Raw genomic sequence first — 23,797 nt, 5'->3', positions numbered from 1 at the left:
ATAACCTCCTCTTATAATGAATATATTTATATCCATTACTATAAGTCGCATATTATCTAAATAAAAAATAAATTTGTTATCATTTTTGTTAGTATAATTATTCAGCTTTGTTTTAAAACAAAGCTGAATAATTATATATTTCTTATTTATCTTGCTTAAGGGCTTTAGTCATTTCATCATAAATAATTTTACAACCTTCTTCAACAGATATTTGCTCATTCCACATTTCTATATAAGTATCCCATTCTACTTCAAACCATTTTGTGTTTACAGTTGATGGATACATAGTAGCATAATCAAGGGTATCTATAAATGCTTGAAGATTTATATTTGGATATGAATTTTTCCAAATATCTAAAGCTTCTGTGTGAGCTGGAATAACAACCCCAGACTTTGCCCAAATCTCATTGGCTTCTTTGCTAGCTAGGTATTTTACTAATTCCCAAGCTTCTTCAGGGTGCTTTGTTCCTGAATATATAACATTTGAAAGCCCATGAATAACTGCCCCACGATTACCTTTAATCTTAGGCATCACAACTAAATCAACATTGTCTTTTATCATCTCGTTTTTCATAAATTCTGGAACATTCCATGAAGCAGCATAAATCATAGCCACTTTTTCAGATTGGAACATAGATATAGGACTAGTATCATCCATTTCAGGCACTGTAGGTGATACACCTTCTTTTATTAAATCTATCCAAACCTTTATCCCTTCAGCATTTCCTGCAGTATCATATCCTGATTTAGTCCTATCATCTGAAATTATATATCCTCCACATGCAGGTATTGTATTATATGCACCTTCTTGAGTATCTGCCCTAGCTGCAATACCATACACTCCTTTATCAGTATTTGTCAGTTTTTTTGCTGCTTCCTTCATATCTTCCCAAGTCCACTCATTTGTAGGATAATCTACTCCTGCTTCATCAAATAACCTTTTATTATACCAAAGTGCAGTAACATCCCAGTCCTTTGGAATTCCATAAAGATTATCTTTATAGGAGTATAAATCTATCAGCCCTTGAGGATATTTGCTTAAATCAATATTTTCTGATTTTACTTTTTCTGTGATTGGCATCAATATCCCATTTGCAGCATATTTCATAAACCGAGGACCATTCATCCAAAATACATCAGGAACTTCTCCGCCTTGTGCTGCTGTTTCAAGCTTAGTAAAATACTGCTTATAAGGTGTAAGCTGAACATCAACCTTAATATTTGGATGAGTTTCTTCAAATTTCTTTACTATTTCTTGCATAACTGGTTCTTGGTTTTTGTCCCAAAGGGCAAATGTCAGTGTTACAGGCTCATTGCCCTGTTTTTGACCTTGATCACTTTGACCACTAGTCGCCTTATCTCCACACCCAACCAACATAGTAGTCATTAAAGCTACACATAAGATAATAGATAATATTTTTTTCATATACAACTCCCCTTTATTTTTTTATTTATAACCTTTTTCAAGGTTTATCGCTAAAGATTCTTTATAAATCCCAATGTCAATTCATCATCTACAAATATTTCTTCTCCATAATTTAATTGTCTATTTTTATAGTGTATTCCCAATTTATCTGGCATGTAGCCTCTTTTAATATATAAAGCTTGAGCTACCCCATAATCGGAGGTAAGTCCTACCCTTAGACCTACAAGCTCTGATCTGCACTTTACTATTTTCTCTGCTTCATTTATTAGCATTGTTCCAATACGATTTTTTCTGTATTTTATTAAAACATTTAAGTCCTTTATTTCAGGTATATTTCTTTCTTTAAAGGCTGGATAGATTGAATCCCATTTTATAGTTACATATCCAGCAAATTTTTTACAATATTCTGCGATAATTACGACTCTTTTACCTTTTTCTTGCTCCTCAAAGTAATTTTCATATTGCTCTTTAGGCTTGTTCCATCCTTGCTTGGCAAAGGACTGAGATATAATTTCACAGTCTTTTCTTTGCAGCCTTCTAATTGTAATATTTTTCACTTAAATTCACTCCAAGCAAGTTAATATATTGATATAAATTTAAAATTTGTAATAAAATAGTAACATTATCTACAGCTTACATGTTAACGCTTTCCAAATCCTTATAATATTTATTTATGTATATACAACCCTAATCCTATTATATTGTCATATAATTCGTAGCTTTTTATGAATTGCGATCTTCCTGAATAAACTGTTTTAATGATTTATAATTTCTTCAATTTCTATCTTATTCATTAAGTCTTCTACTACATCTTTTGATACCTTCCCTGTTTCATGTTCCATTGCATTTGCGGTACCTACTGCTGAAGCAAATTTTATCATTTTTTTAAAGCTATATCCTTTTTCTAAAGCTACTGCAAAGCCTGCAACCATAGAATCCCCTGATCCAACAGGATTTACCACCTCAACCTTAGGTAATAATGTTTTGTATATTCTATCTTTATTGAAAACTATACAACCTTCTCCACCTAAAGATATCACCACCACTTCTATGCCCTTTTGCACTAGTTTTATTCCACTATTCAATATGTCTTTTTCTGACTTTATTTCTACATTTGTTAATTCTATTAACTCATCTTTATTAGGTTTTATAAGATAGGGTAAAGCTTTTATCCCTTCCTTCAGAGCCTTGCCACTTGTATCCAATAGAAATTTTACATTATTATTTTTAGCCCTTGATATTAATTCTCTATATACACTAGATGGAACATTTTGTGGTATGCTTCCAGAAGCACATATTATAGTTGTTCTTTTAATCATTTCATCGTATTTTTTTAAAAATCTCTCAGTTTCCTCTTGTGATATACTGGGACCTGCTTCTAATATTTCTGTTTGACTCAAATCATTTGATAAAATTGCTATACAACTCCTAGTTTCCCCTTTTATCTTCACGAATTCATTTGTTATTCCTAAATTCATCAGCTTTTCCTCAATGATATCTCCATTTTTTCCACCTATAAGACCTGATACAGCAACTGGTTCTCCTAAAAGCTTTACTACCTTGGCCACATTTAATCCTTTCCCACCTGCTGTTTCTGACATTTCCTTTACACGAAATACCCCATTTTTTTTAAAATTCTCTATTATATATCTTTTATCTAAGGATGGGTTTAAAGTTATAGTTGCAATCAATCAAAATGCCTCCTTTAGGAAACCTTTCCTTCGCTTTTGCACATCTTAATCTTTTCCATAACAACTTCCTTCATTGGTAACATACCTGCACTAAGATACTTTCTTGGATCACTAGCATCAGGATTTTTTTGAAAAAATTTCTTAACTCCATCAGCAAATGGAATTTTCAGTTCAGTAGCTATATTGACTTTACATATGCCAAGCTCTATTGACTTTCCTATACTTTCAACGGGTACACCAGAGGCTCCATGCAATACCAATGGTATACTTACCTTTTCTTTTATTTGTGATAATCTATCAAAGTCTAGCTTAGGCTCTGATTTATATAATCCATGGGCTGTTCCTATTGCAACTGCCAACGAATCAATATTTGTTCTTTCCGCAAACTCTAATGCCATAGTCGGATTTGTAAATACAGAATCTTTCTCTTCGACTACTAAATCATCCTCCTGTCCAACTAATCTTCCAAGTTCTGCTTCAACAGTTACCCCTAAATTTTTTGCATATTCTACTATTTCCTTGGTTTTTTTTATATTTTCTTCAAAAGGGTCATGTGAAGCATCTATCATGGCTGATGAAAAGCCTAAATCTATGTATTTTTTTATAAGCTTTATATCATTAAAATGATCTAAATGCAAAGCTATAGGAATCGAATGTTTTAAGGCAGCCACCCTTGCAATAGCAATTAAATATTCTGCTCCTGCATATTCAACTGTACTAGGTGTAACCGCAAGTATAACTGGTGATTTTAGTTCCTGTGCAGCTTCTACAACTATCCTTATGGTTTCTAGGTTATGTATATTAAATGCAGGTACTGCGTATTTTCTTTTTTGAGCATCTAAAAGCATTTCCTTAGTCGATACAATAGTCATATATAATGCCTCCCTATTTCTACAGTACTTTAACTGCATCTTTTATATGATATGGATATATAACTACGCCCTTTACTACTCTGTTAACAACTCCGTCTGGACTTGGATTATCGGGAGATATACCAAGCTTAATTGATTTTAAAAACGCAAATATTTGAGCAATTAATATATAATTAAAGACTAAAAATACATCATCTCTATATTCTTTTTTATCTTCATGGATCGATATGAAATAATCAACTAAATTTTCTACTTTTTCATCTTTATATGAAGAAATAGCCATAATCTTTGTATTTCCACCATCTGTCTTCATTTCTTGTAATAAATCCACTTCATATTGCCTTGTATATTTATCATTTGATAGATAGGAAACTACTAATGTATTATCATTAATTATTGATTTTGGTCCATGTCTAAAGCCTAGAGATGAATTATGATCTGAAACAATCTTTCCCCTCGTCAATTCTAAAATCTTAAGTGCAGCTTCCCTTGCCAATCCCTTTAAAGATGATGACCCTAAGTATACAATCCTGTCAAAGTCTACACTTTGAATATTCATAATTTCATTAATTCTATTTTTTAATAGATTTTCTCCTATATTGGCAATATTAATAATATCTTCTTCTATATCTTCTAGTTCATCAAGATTAAATATTAATAATGAAGATAAAATCATAGTAGTAAAACTTCCTGTCATTGCAAATCCCTGGTCATTTGAATCCTCAGGCATTAAGATAAGCAAGTTTTTATCACTTTCCAAAGCTTTTTTTGCTAAACTACCTTCAGGATTACAGGTTAAAAATATCTGATATAAGTTATCAACCAAGTTTTCCGCCAACTCTACTGCTGCTACGCTTTCTGGACTATTACCAGATCTAGCACAGGATACTAGTAAAGTAGGTACATCAGAATGTAAATAGTTCTCGGGATTACTTACAATATCTGTTGTTGGTATAGCTTCTACCCTATTGAGTAATTTTCTATCAAGATAGGGGGTTACACACTCACCCACAAAGGCAGAGGTTCCTGCTCCTGTAAATATTATTCTTAAATTATCTTCTTGAAAAATTTCATCTAAATATTTCTTAATTTGTTCCTTTTTATTAGTTATTATCTCAAGTGTCTCTTTCCATAACCTAGGTTGCTGTCTTATTTCCTTTGCCGTTATATGAGCCTTTATTTTTTTAAGATATGCTTCATCAAATCCAAAGATTGATTTCATATATATGCTTCACTCCTTTATTAAAATCAACAAGGTGAGTTGTCGTGATGTTGTCATGTTGTTATTACCAGTTTTGCTAAATCAAATTATTTTTTATAATATATCAAATCACCAGAAAGGTACGTACCACTTAAACTAAGTATACTTCTTTTTCTATCCTCTGTCAATATTATTTTTCTAAAACAACACGATATTTGAATCTGTCTCCCCTAGCAATACCTACTGTATATTCAATAATCTTATCTCCTTCATAAGTAATTCTTTCAATCATCATACTGGGAGACCCTGGTTGATTTTTAAGAAGAACCGCTTCATCCTCTCGTGTTGAAACAGGTTGAAAACTCTCTTCTGCCTTTGTAAAAACTGTATTATATCTTTTAGTAAAAATATCATACATAGCTTCTTCTTCTAAATCATTTCTTGATATACCTTCAAATCTGTTATAGGGAATATAGCTTGTTTCAAGCATTATAGGCTTTCCATCAGCTAGTCTTAGTCTAGTGAATTTATATATTTTTTCACCTATTCCTATTTCCATTTTAACTGCTATTTTTTCATCACTTTGTATTATTTCAAAATCTAAAACCTTAGATGATGGAATTTTTCCTATTTTTTTCATTTCTTCTGTAAAACTGTAAAACTTCAGTAAATCTTGCTTAAATCTTTCTGGAGAGACAAAAGTCCCCTTACCATGCTGCTTATATATATATCCTTCCTTCTCAAGCTCTCTAATAGTCTGTCTTACTGTAGCTCTACTAATATCATAAATTTCACATAATTCCCTTTCTGATGGTAATTTATCATTTTCTTTATACTTACCACTTTCAATATCTTCAATAATAATGTCCATTAATTGATAGTATAATGGGACTCTATCTCCTTTTTTAATCTTTGACATATGGCACCTCATTTTTATATAGGTCTTTATATTTTACTACTTATAATGTGGTACGTACCTCTTTAAATCTATAATAATCCATATCCCTTAAATTGTCAATAAAATTATTCAATATATGAATATTTCTATAAAAAGATGCTACTTCTAATTTTAAGTTCCTTATATTGAATAATATTTATATGTAATACATACAAGCCAAAAAGAATATAATGTTAAGAATCACAATTTAAAGCTTAGATTACTTTTCTGAATTAAGGGGTTGATTAAATGTCTTTAGAAAGTCAAATCAGTAACTTAGTAGCTGCCATAAAAGAAACTAATGAATTTAAGGAATTTAAGAAAGCAAAAGTAAGTATAAATGAATATGAGGATTTAAGCGAAGAAATAGAATCGTTTCAAGAAAAACAAATGAAGCTTTATAATATGAATATTCAAGATGAAAAGGCAAAGGCTTTATCATTAGAGCTGAATAGAAGCTTTATGAAACTCTCTCGAATCCCTGAGGTACATAAATTACTTAATTCTGGAAAAGCATTCAATGATATGATGTTCAAGGTGTACAAAACTATAGGGGATTTATTAGACTCAGAATTTAAAAAGTGATATTCTTTCCACAGGGAACATAGTCGTCTTTGACGCCTCTTGGGTTGCAAGTTCCATGTTCCAAGTTGCAAGTACTAGGGTCTTTCTAGTAAGTTTTAAAAGAAAACAATTTGCATCAATATTTTACTGGTAATATTTTTAATTTTTCTTCTAGCACTCTATTTTACTCTGTTTCAGCTACGCAATTTTTTGTGGAAAAAGTTTAAATTCCTATGTAAAAGCAAAAGGTCTCTATCCTTTTTAAGATAGAAACCTTTTTAATATTTTTTCTTAGTATTTTTAATTATCTCATAGGATACATTGGATTCATTGCTCCCATTACATTCATGGGGCCAATTGGATTCATTGTTCCCATAGGCTCCATGGTATTCATAGGATACATTTCATTCATTTGATCTACAGGTTCCATTGGTACCATGGGAAACATACCATTCATTGGATGCATTAATCCCATTGGTTGCATACAAGCCATGGCATTCATATAAGCCATGGCATTCATAACTGCCATTGTACATATTGAAGCCATTGTGCACATTGCCTCCATAGGCATCATCATTGGCTGCATAGGCATTGACTGCATGGGCATCATTTGATTCATTTCTTCCATAGGCATCATTTCACTATAATCATTATTATAGTTACAGCACTTTTCCATTCATAAATCACCTCTTAATATATTTTAATTCTTTATAGATTACACGTTCAATATTATAATATGTATAAAGTATATTAATGTGAAAATAATTTAAAAATATATGTAGAAATCAAAAAGAATGGTGATATTAATATGAGGAAGAAATCTTTCAATTTTATCATTATCATTTTATTGGGAATTACTGTTATTTTAAATACCCCCTTATGGTTTCCCCTAAGGAGCTATTTAGTTATGTTTTTTTACAGCAAGGTCCATGAAAAAGAAAGTATATTAAATAAATATAATATAATCTTTGATATTCCTGGAGGATTAAGTACAAAAAGTAAAGATTGGTATCCCTTCGTTATGATTTTTAATGATAATGCTGGTTTTTCAAAATACATAGGTAAAAATCTTTCCCTTACTATTCTATACAACTTTGGTCACTTCAAATTTAAAGATGGCTCCTCCTCCTATTACGACCCAAATTCCAAGTATTACAGCAGTTTTTATGGAGGCTACTTAGTTAAAAATAACTCAAGTGATAAGTCTGCCTTTGGCTTTTATAATGACGGTACTGTTAATCTAGAGGAGATATCATCAGTACCTAAATATGACCAAGAAAGGTTGGTGTTAAGCAGCTTAGGCTGTCCAAAGGAAAAAATGAGGTTTGATGTCTCCATTGACAGCATTGAGTATAATGTCAATTACATTACCCATAATAATTGGATCAAAATAGATTCCACAATTATAACAAACAGTCCTATTCACAAATCTACTAAAAATCATACTGCATATATTCAATATGGAAAACCTATAGATAAGTATTATGCTGGTGAGGATTTTCCTACCATTATATTGAAAGGAAGAACTTATGTAAAATATTTTAAAGAATATAACATTTCAATCTTTTTATACGTACTTGCCCCCGATATCACTACTATAGAAGAATGTGATAAAAATCTTTTATCGAAAACAATACTTAGTAAAGGCACCTTTGGTGCCCCATCTTGTAGACAAAGTCTACAAGATGGCAGGCTTTGAAAAAAGTTCAAGTTCAAAGCACACCAAAATCGAATAGCGGAGCTTGCTAAGACGGCAAGTGAGCAAAGGAGATTTTGGCAGTAACGCAGAAATTGGGCTTTTGTCAACAGCCTGAGGCACCTTTAGTGCCCCTACTTATTGAACATTATACATACCTTTACTCTGCATATAATTAAAAATATCTTCACCATGCTGCTGTTCTTCTTTTTGTATATGGTTGAGAATCTGTCTTAAATTTGTGTCTCTACATTCAAATATAGTGGTATTGTAGGTACTTGATACATATTTTTCAGTCATTAATAAATCCTTGCATAGATCCGCATCTTTTTGGCTACATGAAGATTCGCTAGTAAAGGATTGCATAACATTCTGACTAGCACTTTGTTGGTTTTGCTGTCCTTGTTCTTGGGTTATATTAGGAAGCTGACCGTTTAATATTTGATTTAGAGTATTATAATGCTCCTGTTCTTTATTCGCATGATTTAAGAACATTTGTTTTAAAGCTGGATCATTGGCTTCTTCTGCATATTTAGTATATTTTTTTACACATGCATCCTCATGACTTTTTTGATCTTCCAACAACATTCTTTCTTTTTGGCTTAAATTTATCATGAATAAATCACCTCCAACAACTATTTTTTCCATGGTTTTGGGATTTATTCATGGCTATACCAAAATTTCTATAACCTTTTATACTTTACCTATATTTATTTGTTTCATGAGCCAAATGATAAGATTATTTAGACAAATACTTGAAAATTTAGTATCATAAATATAGATATTCCAGTAAAACAATTAATTTATACACATCAAAAATCCCTAAAAACTCTGGATATTTTGATGTGTATAAATTAAGTTTTACTTTTGGAAATCTATATAGATATTCCAGTAAAACAGTTAATTTATACACATCAAAAATCCCTAAAAACTCTGGATATTTTGATGTGTATAAATTAAGTTTTACTTTTGGAAATCTATATATAAGAAACTATAATGGAAAGAAGGATTGGCATGAAAATAGCTGTATTAGACGCTCAAGGTGCAGGATTAGGCAAAACTATAATTAAAAAAATAAAAAAAGAAATTGATTCTGATATTTACTTAATTGCACTTGGTACTAACCCTGTAGCTACATCTAACATGATAAAGGCTGGTGCAAATACTGGAATAACAGGAGAAAAGGATATATGTAGTTTTTGTGAAACCAATAATCCAGACTGTATTATAGGTCCCATAGGAATAATTTGTAGTGGTGGAATCAAAGGTGAAATCACTTCATCAATATCGCAAGCAGTATTTAAATTAGAATGTACAAAATACATAATTCCAATGCAAAAACACGGGATTTATATACCTGGAACAACAAAGCTTAAAATAAAGGATATTATCGACGAAATTATTTCCAGTATCAAAGAAAATATTGAAAAATCTCCAATATAATAACCTAGTTCACAAGTATTTTCTATAAATGTCGTAAGCTTCACCATCAAATTTATGACTTTAAATCCTATATGAAATTTTTTTCAATATACAACAATTTAACTTCATTGTTTTTCTTTATCCACTCAATAAATATATGTCAGTTCCAATATCACATCTGAATTAAGCTTATACATATCCCACAAGTAACAGCCATAGTAAATCTGAATTTTCCCCCATCACTTTTATCTTTGAAATCTGTGTAGGGTAAGATTGACGAGGTAATAAAAGAATTCTTTAGATATATATATAATTCTTTAAATCTTTCCATGGCATTTTTTCTAATAATGATTAATAATAATGCAATAAAACCTCCACAAAGAAAACTATAAAGAATAGTATAAAGTACAAACTTTCCTCCCATTATGGCTCCAATGGCACTGAAAAGTTTTATATCACCTGCTCCCAACATTCTTAATATAAATAAAATATTTAATAGGAAAATTGGAATAATAACACCTTTTAATGAGAAAAATAATCCACCGATACCGTCTAAATATAAATTAGTTATTATTCCTATTATGATAAATGGATAAACTATAATATTTTTTATTTTATAAGTTTCTATATCGCTCATTAAAGATAATATAATAAGTATTACTATCTCTAGATATTTTACTATGATAATATTCACCTCTCCTCTTCATCTAATAAAACTGTCTCTTGAATTTCTTTATCTAAAATAAATCTATCTAGTAATACAGTTGATTGGGTCGCTTGTCTTTGCAAAGGAAATTGTAAAGATTTATTATTATATAAAGGATATACTTCCTTTTTATTGGCTTCATTAAATGATTTAATAATCCATATTATTGTAATAATTATTCCATTAATCCCAATAAAAGTTAAAAAAATTCCTTTTAAAAGCATGTTTCCTCCCTAATCTCATTTCTATAAAAACCTTTTTATCTCAATAATACCTATATATGTAACATATGTAAAAAACAATAATAGAAATATCATCAAAGCTATTTTTAATTTTTTGATTACTAATCTTTTATTATAATATAAATTAATTTTATCTAGATTTATCAAGTCCTCAATAAGCTCCTGTGCCGATTGATATCTTTGTTCTGGATCTATTTCCGTACATTTTGCTACTATATATTCTATACCCTTTGATAGATTTTCATTAAGCTCTGTTATTGGTTTAATTGTGAATGGAGGCTCATTGGGACTTTTTCCTGTAAGCAGATGATATAATGTCACTCCAAGACTGTATATGTCTGTTCTAACATCAGTTTGTGCACTTCCATATTGTTCAGGAGCAGCGTATCCTCTTGTCCCAATATAGGCTGTATCATTTTCTACATTTGTTTTATATTCCCTTGCAATTCCAAAATCCACTAATTTTATTTTACCCTCACTAGTTAATATTATATTGGAAGGCTTCATATCTCTATATATAATTGGATTAGGCTTTAGATTATGTAGGTAAATTAGAACTTTACATATCTCAATTGCCCAACTAATAACTATCCTTTCTGGTATTCTACCGCATCTTAGTAATTTTTTATCTAAAGTAATACCTTCAATATAATCTTCAATAATATAAATACTGTTTTTGTCTTCTATAATGTCAAATATTCTTGGTAGAGCTGGATGATTCAATTTTTTTAATATATTAGGCTCTACAAACAAATCTATACCTACACTAGGAACCTTATTAATCTCTTTTATAGCCCAAAGAGTATCGAGTTTTATATTTTTGGCTAGATAAACTGTACTCATTCCTCCCGTACCAATGACTTTTAATATTTCATATCTACCATCAAAAAGTTCTTTTTTAATCATTTTCTGTCCCCCAGATTAATATATAGACGTATAACTATAAACATTTAAAATAAACCTTTAAGATTACAAATCTATAATTTCCCTTAGTCTTTTAAATAAATTGGTTTTTTCCTCGTCTTTCCTGTGGTATATAAGTATTGCAGAAGCATTATCTACAGCTCCTCTTTCTTTTACTTTTTCTATAAGTTTATCGATTATTTTCTGTGGATTCTCATATTTTTTTTCATATTTTATTACTGCTTTCAATATCTCATCCTTCTTTAAAAGATTATAAAACCCATCACTACATAATAGAAATATGTCCTTTTCTAATACTTGTCCTTTTTTTGAGAATATATCTAATGTTTCTTTTATACCTATGCATTGAAGCAAAACATTTTTTCGGGGGTGATTTACTGCCTCTTGTATATTCATTTTTCCTTGTCTAATCTGCTGAGCTACCCATGAATGATCCTTCGTTAATTTAATCATATCTTCATTAATTTTATATATCCTACTATCTCCTATGTGTTTAATTATATACTGATCTCTATATATAAATAGCATTGAAAGTGTCGTACCAACTCTCTTATTTATGGATCTACTAAATTCCATTACTTTGTTATTGATCTTAAAAATAAGATCATTCAATTTCTTATCAATTATATTCAGATTCAATTTTTTTCTCTCATTAAGGATTAAGGATAACTCTTTATCCCACCAGCTTCTAAATTCTGCTATAACAATATCGCCTGCTTTATCACCAGCCGAAAGTCCACCCATTCCATCAGCTACTACAAAAAGACCAAACTCTCCAAATTTTTCCTCTCCTATTTCTATAAGTATTCTATCTTGGTTTGTCTTCTTTACATATCCAATGTCGCTCAATGCACCAATAGAAAAACTTCGTTTTCTCATATCATTCTTTCTACTCCCCACTCTTTTATTTATTGAAGTTAAAGCTTAAATATATATTCAACATCTGCAAATTTTATATTGTCATTATTCTTAATTCTATATTCCCTATTACTATCAATTCTATCTCCATTTATAAATGTCCCATTTTTAGAGTTCATATCTCTAATAAAATATTCTCCTTCTTTATACAAAATTTCGCAATGGATTCTACCTACAGCATTATCCTCTATTAAGTGATCCACATAATTTGGAAGTCTTCCAATAATAAAATTAGATTTAGTAATAGTAATTTTATCTATAATTCCATTGTCTATTCTTTGCATGTATGGAAATTCTCCTTTTGCTTCCTCTAAGATTACTGTGTCATTAGTTTCAATAGGTATGTCATCGGAAATTAGAGGTATTGATTTATGCTCTTTATCAATATCCTTACATTGATTTATATTATAAATTTCTCTCTTAGACATGTTTATGATTTCATCTTCTTTTAGTGAATTCATCTGAATATTAGTCATATTTTCAACACTTCGGGCTTTTGTTAGTTTTTCCCATTGTGTATCCTTGCTAAAAATCGAATATTTTTTATCTTTATTTTGTGTCTTAATCTCCTCTAGATTTCCCTTCTTAAATAGTTTTTTTAAAAGTAAAGCATCAATTGCAGCTATGATTATAGTAATTCCTCCATAGGCACTTATATCTTCTCCAACAAACGCTTTGATTGAATCCATACTAAATATTAGAATGAATATAATTAGAACTTGCACTAACCCTACTATGATTAAAAATCTTAATCTATATGATTTTCTAACTGTTCTTTGACCTGTCTCTTCTTTATTGTGTTTTCTATCTTCTAACATACTTAATCCTTTATAAGCTGTAGGCTCTTTTATAAACCTTTCTTCATATCTATTTTTCGTATTTTGATCATTATTTTCACTAATCGCATTACTTTCAAATTTTAACCTTGTATTCTCACATTGGTTTACTGTCGATTTTTTATTTATTGTAATTTCACTGTTTCTCAAATCCATAAGAAGCCCATTAAAATGGGCAATATTAAAGGGATCATTCTTTAGGTAATTTAAAATTTTCTGCATATAATTTCCTATTGAGTTTTCATCTATCTTAGCTAAAGAAATGATTAAGTTAACTAGAAAGCTTTTGAAATTATCATTAACATCAATATCAAAATCTATAGGTATATACATAATTCCTATATCAAGGGTACTAGGATTTATATATATATATTCTTCATTAATTAAAAAGCTTCTATCATATAAAAAATATTCTCCACTATCTATAATAGTTTTAGTAATACTCGTCAATATATCAATAAACTCATTCTTACTTAGTTCTTTTCTTTGTAAGAACTCCGATAATCTTACTTTAGATGTAATGTTATAATATAGTTTCCTATCATTGTTTTTGTATCTAGCATGAAATTTTAATATACCTGGACATGGATTATTGGCTATCATTTCAATTTGATACTGTAGAATTTTTTCCTTGGATTTTATGCTTAATACTAAATAGCTTGCTGTAGAATCATTCTCATAATCAAAATTAAATCTTTCTTTGATGATATCAACCATACAATAATCCCCTTTTTTATTCTTAAAATTTATCAATTAAATACCATCATAAATATTGTTGCTGCAAATATATATGGGGCAAAGGGTAGAAGAGTCTTTCTATCAGCCTTTTTAAATATTAAAAGATAAAGACCTATTAATCCGCTTAGTATTGTTGCCACAATTAATATTCCTAGAGTCATATGCAAGCCTAGAAATATGCCAATACAAGCAAACAGCTTTGCATCTCCCATTCCAATTGAACCCCTTGTTATAAATGAAATTATGGCTATCAATCCTCCACAAATCGTGCATCCAAGTAATGCACTTATAATTGAAATATGATTATTTAAAAACACCATTATAGTTCCTAATATAATTCCTGAGATAACTAAATTATTAGGAATGATTTTCATTTTAATATCCATTATAGAAATAGTTAACAAGATAGACATCAATATAATATTTGAAAAAAATAAAGATGAAAAACCATATTTTCTATAAATAAGGAAGTAAATTATGAATAAAAAAACATCAATAAACAACGTAATTTTTTGTTTAAGAAACAGGTCTGTAACCCGTTTTAAAAAATTGTCATTCTTATTAGGATATAAATATAATTTTATAATAATTGACATAATTAATGTCATAGTAATCATTATTAGATATAGCATATTATTAACTCCTATCATAAATAATCCTTAAGAACATGGAGGTTTACAGATTTTGCATGGTTTGTACTTTTTAACCGCCTCCTCCAGTTCCATTTCTATAATATCTTTAAATAAATACGTACATCCTTCTTTATGATATTTTCCATCGCAACTTTTATTAGATTTATACACTCTATACTTACCTTTGCTTTCCACTGGTGGTTTACATTTCGTACATGGATCAAGACCTAGCTTTTTTGCATCCTTTAAATCTAAAGCTTCAATTTCTTTAAATATATGATAACAGCCAAATCTATGATAGCTTGAACCTTTTACTGAGACATATACCCTCTTATCTTTTTTTTGTGATTCATTGTCTTCATCATCTAAATTTACCAGCGCTGCACTATCATCTCCTGCCATCCAAGCTCTTACGGTGGCTCTTTGGGTTATAGGAATATAGCTAATTAGCTTTATAGGCAAAGGAATATTTACTTTGTATTTAACTATTACATCAATATCTTGATTATTATTAAAATAAGAGGACTGGCTAAAATCTAATTTCTCTATATGTAAGCTTTTTAATTTTTCATCTGTCAAGCCATATTTTTTTATATATTTCCTTATCATCATATTGCCGATCTCAGTTTTACCCTTATCAAGCCCCTCTTTAGCCATTAATGATAGCAAGCTTATTATTTCACCCTTTGGGTCACTTGCTACATCTTTAATAACATCTCCATAGATATCCTTTGTGATGTCTTTTACTTGCCAAACACAATTTTTTAATTCTTCATAACAGTCAAATATATTATTAATATGCTCCTGAGTTTTTTTCTTTTTTTCTTCCAGTTCACTATTTAAGGTGTCATCTATATCATGTACTCCACTTATATAATACAAGTAGCTTAACGAAGCCATCTCATTTGCTGATTCTGTGATCCCATGTTGAATTATCTCATGGGTATATACAATTCTTGTCAAAAATCCAATAGTTAAAATGGCACATATAAATATAGGTAAAACTATTGCTGCTTCCACAGTTAAAGAACCCTTTTGCTTTTTCATGGAAAAAATCATACTATCTCCTCTAATACCCTTGATATATAACTACTTTAAACTTATGTCTATTTTTTCCTGTTTTAAATTCCTTAGGTATAAAACTCTGAGTTAAAAACAGGTACTTTATTGAAACTACTGCTTCAATCCTTATATATGTATTAAATTGGCTAAGTCTTAGTTCGCCATTTCCTGTAGTTTTTTGCATGTTTAGCTGAATAAGATCCTGAACCCTTTTTATGGTTTTATCTTTATCCTGAACTAATAGAAAAAATCTCAGATAATCCTGATAAGAAGTATTTATTGGATTTGTTTTGTCCGAAGAATCTTCTTCATCATTATAATTACTTGCTTGGGAAATGTCATCCTTTTTAATATCTTCTTTAAAGCCAGTTTGCCAATTTTCTTCCGTTTTGTATAGGGGAATTTCCCTTCCTTCCTTTAATTCATCTAAGTCATAAATAGCTTCTCCCATAGACCAGCCTAAAAGTATTAAACTTCTTATAATCGGTATACCTGCCCCTCCAGTAAACAATCCTGCTACAGCTGTCGCTGTTAGTTCAGCAGTCTTTATTTTGTCTTTGCATGTAAATACATAGATAGAGTTTAACCCAAATCTAGTTAAAAGTATTTTTGAATCCATCAAGGTTTGGTTAATTTTTTCTGATTTGCTTCCATTTAAAATATATTCAACTTCAGATGTATTAAAATATGTATCTATTTCACTTTTTTTAATGTTTCTTAAATTAACCTCCTCATCAATATCTGTTACAGCATTTTTGAATGTTCCCATAATATATTCATTTATATATATTTTATCTCTAATATTTACAAGGTGTATTTTTTCTGTAATCTCCTTAAGAAAAGAAAAGGCTGATTCACTGAATCCTAATTTTTCTTCTTCATGGAATTCAATACCTTTGATTTTCTCATTATCTTCAATCCTGTCATTATTTTTATTAAATAGAAAATCTATACCAATCTTTATGCCTTCTTCATTTGCTTGTGATTCAACAACTGAAGGCAACATAGAATATTCCTCAGCTTTAATTACAACTCCCTTTTGCGGCTTTTCTTCACCATTAATTTTCTTGTTCCCCAAGTCCTGATTCTTATTGCGATTATCATATTTCTTATAATCTTTATTTCTATTCTTAATTATATAATCATATTCAATAGCATTATTATAGGATTTTATCCTATTCATAACATCCTTTTTTACTGATTCAATATAAGAAACTTGGTATTTAGCTTTACTTGGAGATATTTTCTTGATTAGTCCTAGTATGGATGTTTTTGAATCCATTTCACCCTTTAAACATTCTTTATTCTTAATTAATTCATTTTTTATTTTCTTTAGGTCATTATGTTGACTGTCACCTTCAATATAAAAAATCTGTTTCTCATATTCTGATACTTCCTTCATCAGATGATTAAAATAATCCTCTTTCATATTTTCTTTGTTTTTATTTAAGTACGCTTTGTACTCATTCAATTTTTTCAGTAAATCTTTGCTTTTTTCAATAAGCTCATCAAGTTTCGTTAAAGCAGTTTTATTAACAGCATAATAGCTATTTGTCTCAGTAATCATTTCATTATAAATCTTATCAATTCTCTCTTTAGTCTTCTTTATTTTTTTTTCTATTTTTTCTCTCTCTTCTATTTTTTCTCTTTCAAGCTTTTTTAATCTCTCTTTTAAGGTATTATACTTTTTTACCTCATCAATATATCTATCAAACAATATATCATAATCTCCCTCATTAAGCTTTCTAACAAAATAATCTAAAGTCTTCTGTTTGTACCAAAAATAAAATATACGTTTCTCATATTTACCATAAATATTCTTGTATATCTCCCTTTGAATATTATCTATTGATTTTAATTTCTTCTCAAAATCAATTTTTCTTTCACAAGTTTCTACAGCAAATTCTGATTTTTTTAATAACTCCACCTTGTGTAAAAAATCTTGAGTAATTTCCTTTGGTGCCCTATATTTCATATACTCAAGAATTTGCTGTATTAAAACAGGATTTTCAGTTAAATTAAATATTGGCTGTACCTCTATATCTTCAATTTTATAATCAAATAAATCTACATAGTCTCCAATCTTGTTTTTATTAAGATATTCCTTATCAATCATTAAATTCTTGCTTAAATAATCTTTAATAATTCCTTTAAGCCTTTTTTCATCATTTTCATCAAGGGCAAATAAACCATACTGATCCTTTAATGGTGTATAATACCCTGCAAGGGCAGAACGGACGGATATTTCTACTGCTCTTTGAATTTGGGGCTTAGCCGTATTTATTCTGACTACATCTACTATTACTCCAGCTAAAGTCACCATAATCAGCAATATGATACTTAAAAATACAGTTATTGCTCCAGCTTGCCCCTTTCTTATCAAGTAAATATCCCCCTTAATCCTGAAAAAATCTTTCTATATTATTCTTAATTTTGCCCATAGTCTCCTTAAATTTATTTATATATTTTGAAGTGAATTCATGCTCATTTAATGTATCCCCTATAAAATCAATATTTCTAATAAAATCCACTGGTTCATTTATGACTGCCTTGGAATAAACATTTATATTATATTTATCATTAATTCCAAAAATCTTTAAACTATCCCCTAAAGGTATTTTATAGCTGTCTTTGATTTTAATATTTAATTCTTTGTATACAATATAATCCTTAATCCAAATATCTATTTTATCCTTTGAATTTATAATATCATTAGTATCTATTTTAGAAATCTCACCTTCTAAAATATTATTCTGCTTAAGCTTGTTCAGAAGATATATTTTCATTTTTTTAATTTTTTCTTTTTTATAGCTCATGTACAAGCCTTCTTTAAGTAATTCCTTTGACTCCTTCAGCTTTCCAGTCTTTAATCTAAATTCATAAGTATCGATTTCCATTCTGGAAACATTGTTCCAGCATGCTGCTCCTCTTTCAGCCACATGATTAGCAGTAGATTGTAGATGTGCATATTGATATAACAAAATACATATGTGTATAACCACTAGAATTGCTAAAAATATTATTGGAAAAATCAACGAAGCTTCAACAGTTAAACTTCCTTTATTACTAATTACCCTCCAATATGCCCTTTTCATAAAACTCCATTCCTTTAGATAAAAGCATTTAATGCCTCTATATTATTCAACACTTGTCTCTTTTATTGTATCTGGGTCAATCTCATTTCCTTTGATGTTTCCAAGTATATCTGCTACAAATTTTACTATGTGCTTTTTAAACAATAATGCTAGTCCAACTAATACAGCAATCAATAATACTATTTCAACAGTCCCCAGTCCATCCTCTTCTTTCAAAAAATCCTTAAACATCTTCATTATCTTTCCCCCTCTTTTAACTCTTATTTACATTCCTTTAAGCTGTAAAACTGCTGGAGTCAATACAATTATTAAAATAGCTATAAACATAATCATCATTGGGAAAACCAGCTTTGAACTTGCTTCTTCTCCAAGTTTTTTGGCTTCATTTTTTCTCATCTCCCAGCACTCACTTCCTTGAACTCTTAATATAGTAACTAGCTGAGCATTTCCCTTCCTTAAATTTTGAAGAATAACTGAAATGAACTTAGATATTTCTGGCGTTCTACATCTCCTTGCAAAATCTTCATATGCCTCAGTTTGGGATTTACCTCCCTTAATATCCAGCCAAACCCTATGTAATTCATCATATAATGGTCTATCCCCTTCATTATCTATAACGATTTTTTCCCAAGCTCTTTGAATAGTCATTCCTGCATCAACTAAAAAAGTTAATTTATTTATAAAATCTGGAAAATCAATTCGTATTCTTCTGTATCTTTTTCTTAGCTTTTCATTTAACTCTCTATCAGTCCCATAGGAAACAGCTCCAAGTATCGCAATACTTATAAATATAAAGCCAAAGTTGATTTTTTCCATGCCTAAGCTAAATAATAGGACTATTAGTAATGCCATTATTAAATATAGGATTTTTTTTCCCCAATAAATTCTCAAATAATACCTTGCATTTTTTATGCCATATAATTCTGAAAGCTTTATATAAATATTTCTATCATATTTTGTACTATATTTATATTTAATAGCATCCATAATGAATAAACCTATAGGAATAAGGCTTTTTAACGGATATTCCCTTTTATCTAGAGACTTAATATAACCATCATATTTACCCCTCGATAAAAAATATAGAATTGAAAAACTAATTAGCAAACCTATAAAAACAAAAATCATCTTCTACACCTCTATATCCATTATCTTCTTGGACATTACATAGGCAATTATTAAAAGAATTACTGAAATTGTCATCATAGCTTTTCCAAAAGCAGTTTGAAAAACTGGCTCCATGTAATCCTTTGCATTACAAGATAAAATTAATATCAAACCTATGGGAATTATATTTAAAAGCTTTTGTTCAAATTTTTTCTCAGCCAATAGAACTTCGATATCATGTTTGATATGTATCTTATCTGTAATTACATTTGAAGTATTTTTTATAATCTCTACCACATTCCCTCCTGTCCTTTTACAAGCTACAATAGCATCGACAAAATTATTTACATCTTCTAAGTGTGCTCTAGCTGCAAAATCTGAAAGTACTTCCTCTATAGTTTCATTCATATCTAATCTTCTAATAATATATCTAAACTCTTCAACTATATATGTATCTGGATCAGGATATAATACTTTAATATCCTTTAGAGAATCTTTAAAGGCTACTTCAATTGACTTGCCTGCTGATAAAGATGATGCTAATGCATATATTGCCTCCTTAAACTGAAGGTTAAGCTCATTTTTTCTTTTATCAATAATTTCTTTTGTTTTTATCTTGGGATATAGAAATGAAAAGGGAATTAATACAGATGATATAATATGGCTCCTATAAAATATAAATGCTATTATATATATAATTATTGAAGCAATTAGTATATATATTAATTTTTCTTTTCTAGTCATAATATATATATCGTAATCTATAAGACTTCTGCTTTTTAGCTTATGTTTTTTTTCATTGATGATTTCATGTATATTATCTTGTCCAATGAAAAGAAACAATGTCAATGCCAATAATGATGCTCCAAGCACAATAAAAGCTATTACCATTATCTTCACCTCATACTTTTTCACAGATACCAGCCATCTTAAATTTTTGTGTGTTCTTCATTTTATTTTTTGTCCTCTTTAATACTCCAATTATTTTTTTATCATCGGTTTCTCCTTCTTCTACAAAGTTAAATAGTGGATTTAATTGTATTTTTCCATTTTCATATCCTAGGACCTCATGTATCTCCAATACCCTTCTTGTTTTATCCCTAAGTCTTCCTAAGTGAATGATAATATCAATTGCAGATGCAATCTGCTGTCTAATTGCATCTAATGGCATAGCAGCTGCACTTAATACCATTGTTTCTAATCTACTCATCATATCCTCACAGGAATTGGCATGTCCTGTAGAAAGAGATCCATCATGTCCTGTGTTCATGGCTTGAAGCATATCAAGGGCTTCATGTCCACGGACTTCTCCCACTATTATTCTATCTGGTCTCATTCTCAAAGAGGCTTTAATTAAATCTCTTATGGTGATCTCTCCTTTTCCCTCAGTATTAGCATCTCTGGTCTCCAGTCTTACTATATTGGGTACTTTGACTATCTGTAATTCTGCTGAATCCTCTATGGTTATAATCCTTTCATCGGAGGGTATGAAGTTAGATAGAGCATTTAAAAAAGTCGTTTTTCCTGACCCAGTTCCTCCACAAATGAAAATATTATATTTTGCTTCAACCATACGTCTTAGTACCTCTGCTGCTTCTTCATTTAATGATTTATAGCTAATAAGCTGATCTATTGTCATGGGCTTTTCAGGGAATTTTCTAATTGTTAATATAGGTCCATTTAATGCTATTGGCGGTAATACAGCATTAACCCTTGAACCATCGGGAAGTCTGGCATCGGCAGTGGGAGAAGATTCGTTTATAGACCTATTGACCTTTGAAATAATAGATTGTATAACATTCTCTAGCCTTTCCTGGTTTTGAAATGACAACTCCAGCTTTGAAACTTTTCCATTTTTCTCTATAAAGATATTATCTGGACCATTTATCATGATTTCTGTAATGTCTTTATCCTCAATAAGAGGCTGAAGTATGTCTAGGCGTCTCATAGAATTAAATATAGCTTTAATTATTTCTTGTTTCTCTGACACAGTCAAATAATATTCCTTTGCCTTATCAAACACTATTTCGGTAATTATATTCTCTATCTCTTCATCATTAATATCTTTATTAAAGTCGATACTATCACTGACAAGCTTTCTTATCTCTCCTATAAGCTTCTCTTTTTTTATTAAATCCATATAACTCTACTACCCCTTTAACTCTTATTAGATTGTATTTTCATAAATTCTTGTTAATATTTCAGAAATAGCATTTTTAAATTCTCTCTTCATACCTTTTCTAAAACTATTTTCATAGATATAAATAGGCTCGTACACGTCTGGCACCTTTACATCAATAGACTTTCCCCATAAATTTAATTCTTTTATTTGCTGAGCTTTGCCTTTGATATATTTATTTAACACTATTGTAATTTTATTAGATAAATCTAAATCATTTCTTTTTGAGAGTATATCTAACTCCCTTACAAACAAATTCAATTTTGTCATTGATAGATCATCTTGACCCACGAGCAATATAACTTGGTCACTTAACATTAATACCGACTTATTTTTCTCATCTAAGATTGATGTAGTATCAATGAATATATCATCATAATCATTTGTTGTTTTTAATTCATTGATCAGATATTGAATTTCATTAATGCTTGTCTCATTTAAGTCAATACAGCTATCTGGAGGTGTAAAATAATGAATATTATATTGAGAATCTTTGCATCTTATACCCTCTATTTTCAATGTAATGTTTTTCTTTTTCTCCTTTATGTAATACAAAATATTAGAAAGATTTTGACTGCTTTCACAATCAAAAAATCTTGGTGTAGATTGAATGTTCTCTAGGTTTAAATAAAAAACTGATCTACCCTCTTGGGCGGATTTTAAGCAAGAGCCAATAGCAATAGATGTCTTTCCCATACCACCTATTGGAGAATAAACTGCAATCACTTTACTTCTCTTACTATTATGTTCAATATAGTATTTATTAGGATTCTTTTCAACAAAGGAATTTATTATATTACTTACCAGTTTATCACCTCTCTGATATTTATTGATCACTTCACAGTCAATTACTTCATCATTAAAAATTCCTTCTGATAATATCATTGATATACAGATTTTCTCCTTTGGAATCAGATCTGTATACCACTGCGGACATATTAAAAGAATATCTATATTTATATTGTTTTTTGAAATATAATCTAAAAAATATTGTTCTTCTGTAAAGGAGTTAATTTGAAATCTATGGGAATAGTTATTTATTATATAATTAGAAACACTTTCAACATAAGCCTTATCATTATCTGCAATTATAAGCCTTAGCTTTGCCATTAACCTTCCATCCTCTCTAGAAACGCTTTCATACAAATATATTCATTGGGCATTTGTTCCATATATAGATTTATATTACTACATATTTTTGTTAATTTCAATATTGTTTTACATATATTTCTATATTTTTTTATATGTGTTAGTTTCTTCATAGAATTACGTCGATTATTATAGTTATTTATCTTAATTCTTTATTTTTATAATTACCAGTTTACAAATAATTTGAAAAATTGGATTTATTTCTACATTTCAATACTTCTAAAAGCAATCTTAGAAACGGCTTATTTACTAGTTTTTATACAGAATTTGTAAAATGTTATGTATGTGGACTAAGACGCCCGTAAGGTGCATTCTGAGTTCCAAGTTCTATGTTCCAAGTTGCAAGTATTAGGGTCTTTCTAATAAGTTTTAAAAGAAAACAATTTGCACCAATATTTTA

The 23,797-nt window shown here is 29.5% G+C and carries 25 protein-coding genes; 3 read left to right on the top strand and 22 right to left on the bottom strand.

Features of this window, described 5'->3' with window-relative positions; translation table 11 throughout:
- Positions 1 to 142 precede the first annotated feature (142 nt).
- From BUB36_RS10625 to BUB36_RS10600, 6 genes are all read right to left on the bottom strand, one after another.
- Positions 143 to 1,426 carry an ABC transporter substrate-binding protein gene (locus BUB36_RS10625; protein ID WP_073149771.1) on the bottom strand — a complete coding sequence of 428 codons (1,284 nt, stop codon included), beginning with the start codon at positions 1,424 to 1,426 and terminating at the stop codon, positions 143 to 145.
- A gap of 50 nt (positions 1,427 to 1,476) precedes the next feature.
- The gene (locus tag BUB36_RS10620) at positions 1,477 to 1,983 is read right to left on the bottom strand and encodes a GNAT family N-acetyltransferase (protein WP_073149769.1); all 507 of its coding nucleotides are present in this window, start codon (positions 1,981 to 1,983) and stop codon (positions 1,477 to 1,479) included.
- 198 nt (positions 1,984 to 2,181) lie between these two features.
- Positions 2,182 to 3,117: a 1-phosphofructokinase gene (gene pfkB / locus BUB36_RS10615; protein ID WP_073149767.1), complete on the bottom strand. Its 936-nt coding sequence runs from the start codon at positions 3,115 to 3,117 to the stop codon at positions 2,182 to 2,184.
- A 14-nt stretch (positions 3,118 to 3,131) separates the two neighbouring features.
- Positions 3,132 to 3,989 carry a tagatose-bisphosphate aldolase subunit GatY gene (locus BUB36_RS10610; protein ID WP_073149765.1) on the bottom strand — a complete coding sequence of 286 codons (858 nt, stop codon included), beginning with the start codon at positions 3,987 to 3,989 and terminating at the stop codon, positions 3,132 to 3,134.
- Between the two features lie 19 nt (positions 3,990 to 4,008).
- Positions 4,009 to 5,211: an SIS domain-containing protein gene (locus tag BUB36_RS10605; protein WP_073149763.1), complete on the bottom strand. Its 1,203-nt coding sequence runs from the start codon at positions 5,209 to 5,211 to the stop codon at positions 4,009 to 4,011.
- A gap of 169 nt (positions 5,212 to 5,380) precedes the next feature.
- Positions 5,381 to 6,109, bottom strand: a complete 729-nt coding sequence (locus BUB36_RS10600) for a GntR family transcriptional regulator (RefSeq protein WP_073149761.1) — start codon at positions 6,107 to 6,109, stop codon at positions 5,381 to 5,383.
- A 267-nt stretch (positions 6,110 to 6,376) separates the two neighbouring features.
- On the opposite strand from BUB36_RS10600, the gene BUB36_RS10595 reads away from it, so the two are divergent.
- Complete coding sequence (locus tag BUB36_RS10595; protein ID WP_073149759.1) at positions 6,377 to 6,712, top strand: YlbF family regulator; 336 nt, start codon at positions 6,377 to 6,379, stop codon at positions 6,710 to 6,712.
- Positions 6,713 to 6,995: 283 nt separating this feature from the next.
- On the opposite strand, the gene BUB36_RS10590 is transcribed toward BUB36_RS10595, so the two are convergent.
- Positions 6,996 to 7,367 carry a hypothetical protein gene (locus tag BUB36_RS10590; RefSeq protein ID WP_073149757.1) on the bottom strand — a complete coding sequence of 124 codons (372 nt, stop codon included), beginning with the start codon at positions 7,365 to 7,367 and terminating at the stop codon, positions 6,996 to 6,998.
- 231 nt (positions 7,368 to 7,598) lie between these two features.
- On the opposite strand from BUB36_RS10590, the gene BUB36_RS10585 reads away from it, so the two are divergent.
- Entirely contained in the window at positions 7,599 to 8,390 is a 792-nt protein-coding gene (locus BUB36_RS10585) for a hypothetical protein (protein ID WP_131821245.1), read from the top strand.
- Between the two features lie 135 nt (positions 8,391 to 8,525).
- On the opposite strand, the gene BUB36_RS10580 is transcribed toward BUB36_RS10585, so the two are convergent.
- On the bottom strand, positions 8,526 to 9,002 hold the full coding sequence (locus BUB36_RS10580) for a DUF892 family protein (RefSeq protein WP_073149753.1): 477 nt from the start codon (positions 9,000 to 9,002) through the stop codon (positions 8,526 to 8,528).
- 381 nt (positions 9,003 to 9,383) lie between these two features.
- Here BUB36_RS10580 and BUB36_RS10575 point away from each other — a divergent pair, with 381 nt between their 5' ends.
- Positions 9,384 to 9,830 (top strand): DUF3842 family protein, encoded by a 447-nt coding sequence (locus BUB36_RS10575; protein WP_242655778.1) that lies wholly within the window; start codon positions 9,384 to 9,386, stop codon positions 9,828 to 9,830.
- Between the two features lie 151 nt (positions 9,831 to 9,981).
- Here the strand turns inward: BUB36_RS10575 and BUB36_RS10570 are convergent, their stop codons facing one another.
- The 14 genes from BUB36_RS10570 to BUB36_RS10505 all read right to left on the bottom strand — a co-directional run bounded on the left by BUB36_RS10570 (position 9,982) and on the right by BUB36_RS10505 (position 23,358).
- Positions 9,982 to 10,503, bottom strand: coding sequence for an A24 family peptidase (locus BUB36_RS10570; RefSeq protein WP_106406502.1), 522 nt, complete (start codon positions 10,501 to 10,503; stop codon positions 9,982 to 9,984).
- A complete protein-coding gene (locus tag BUB36_RS10565) occupies positions 10,500 to 10,739 on the bottom strand; it encodes a hypothetical protein (protein ID WP_073149749.1) in 240 nt (79 codons plus the stop codon). The genes BUB36_RS10570 and BUB36_RS10565 overlap by 4 nt, the downstream gene beginning before the upstream one ends.
- 21 nt (positions 10,740 to 10,760) lie before the next feature.
- The gene (locus tag BUB36_RS10560) at positions 10,761 to 11,663 is read right to left on the bottom strand and encodes a serine/threonine protein kinase (protein WP_073149747.1); all 903 of its coding nucleotides are present in this window, start codon (positions 11,661 to 11,663) and stop codon (positions 10,761 to 10,763) included.
- 63 nt (positions 11,664 to 11,726) lie between these two features.
- Positions 11,727 to 12,560, bottom strand: a complete 834-nt coding sequence (locus tag BUB36_RS10555) for a PP2C family protein-serine/threonine phosphatase (protein ID WP_073149744.1) — start codon at positions 12,558 to 12,560, stop codon at positions 11,727 to 11,729.
- A 38-nt stretch (positions 12,561 to 12,598) separates the two neighbouring features.
- Positions 12,599 to 14,152, bottom strand: a complete 1,554-nt coding sequence (locus BUB36_RS10550; protein WP_073149742.1) for a DUF6382 domain-containing protein — start codon at positions 14,150 to 14,152, stop codon at positions 12,599 to 12,601.
- Positions 14,153 to 14,184: 32 nt separating this feature from the next.
- A complete protein-coding gene (locus tag BUB36_RS19710; RefSeq protein ID WP_278247824.1) occupies positions 14,185 to 14,586 on the bottom strand; it encodes a prepilin peptidase in 402 nt (133 codons plus the stop codon).
- Positions 14,587 to 14,832: 246 nt separating this feature from the next.
- Entirely contained in the window at positions 14,833 to 15,852 is a 1,020-nt protein-coding gene (locus BUB36_RS10540) for a TadE family protein (protein ID WP_131821243.1), read from the bottom strand.
- 22 nt (positions 15,853 to 15,874) lie between these two features.
- A complete protein-coding gene (locus tag BUB36_RS20155; protein ID WP_073149736.1) occupies positions 15,875 to 18,250 on the bottom strand; it encodes a DUF5702 domain-containing protein in 2,376 nt (791 codons plus the stop codon).
- A gap of 13 nt (positions 18,251 to 18,263) precedes the next feature.
- Positions 18,264 to 18,962, bottom strand: a complete 699-nt coding sequence (locus BUB36_RS10530) for a TadE family protein (RefSeq protein WP_073149734.1) — start codon at positions 18,960 to 18,962, stop codon at positions 18,264 to 18,266.
- A 42-nt stretch (positions 18,963 to 19,004) separates the two neighbouring features.
- Complete coding sequence (locus BUB36_RS10525) at positions 19,005 to 19,199, bottom strand: Flp1 family type IVb pilin (protein WP_242655776.1); 195 nt, start codon at positions 19,197 to 19,199, stop codon at positions 19,005 to 19,007.
- A 27-nt stretch (positions 19,200 to 19,226) separates the two neighbouring features.
- Complete coding sequence (locus BUB36_RS10520; RefSeq protein ID WP_073149730.1) at positions 19,227 to 20,090, bottom strand: type II secretion system F family protein; 864 nt, start codon at positions 20,088 to 20,090, stop codon at positions 19,227 to 19,229.
- 3 nt (positions 20,091 to 20,093) lie between these two features.
- Positions 20,094 to 20,984, bottom strand: coding sequence for a type II secretion system F family protein (locus BUB36_RS10515; protein ID WP_242655774.1), 891 nt, complete (start codon positions 20,982 to 20,984; stop codon positions 20,094 to 20,096).
- On the bottom strand, positions 20,971 to 22,209 hold the full coding sequence (locus BUB36_RS10510; RefSeq protein WP_073149728.1) for a CpaF family protein: 1,239 nt from the start codon (positions 22,207 to 22,209) through the stop codon (positions 20,971 to 20,973). The genes BUB36_RS10515 and BUB36_RS10510 overlap by 14 nt, the downstream gene beginning before the upstream one ends.
- A 27-nt stretch (positions 22,210 to 22,236) precedes the next feature.
- Entirely contained in the window at positions 22,237 to 23,358 is a 1,122-nt protein-coding gene (locus BUB36_RS10505) for an AAA family ATPase (RefSeq protein WP_073149726.1), read from the bottom strand.
- Positions 23,359 to 23,797 lie beyond the last annotated feature (439 nt).

This window comes from Paramaledivibacter caminithermalis DSM 15212, from assembly GCF_900142245.1.
GTDB lineage: Bacteria > Bacillota > Clostridia > Peptostreptococcales > Caminicellaceae > Paramaledivibacter > Paramaledivibacter caminithermalis.
This window is presented reverse-complemented; position numbering and strand designations above follow the sequence as displayed.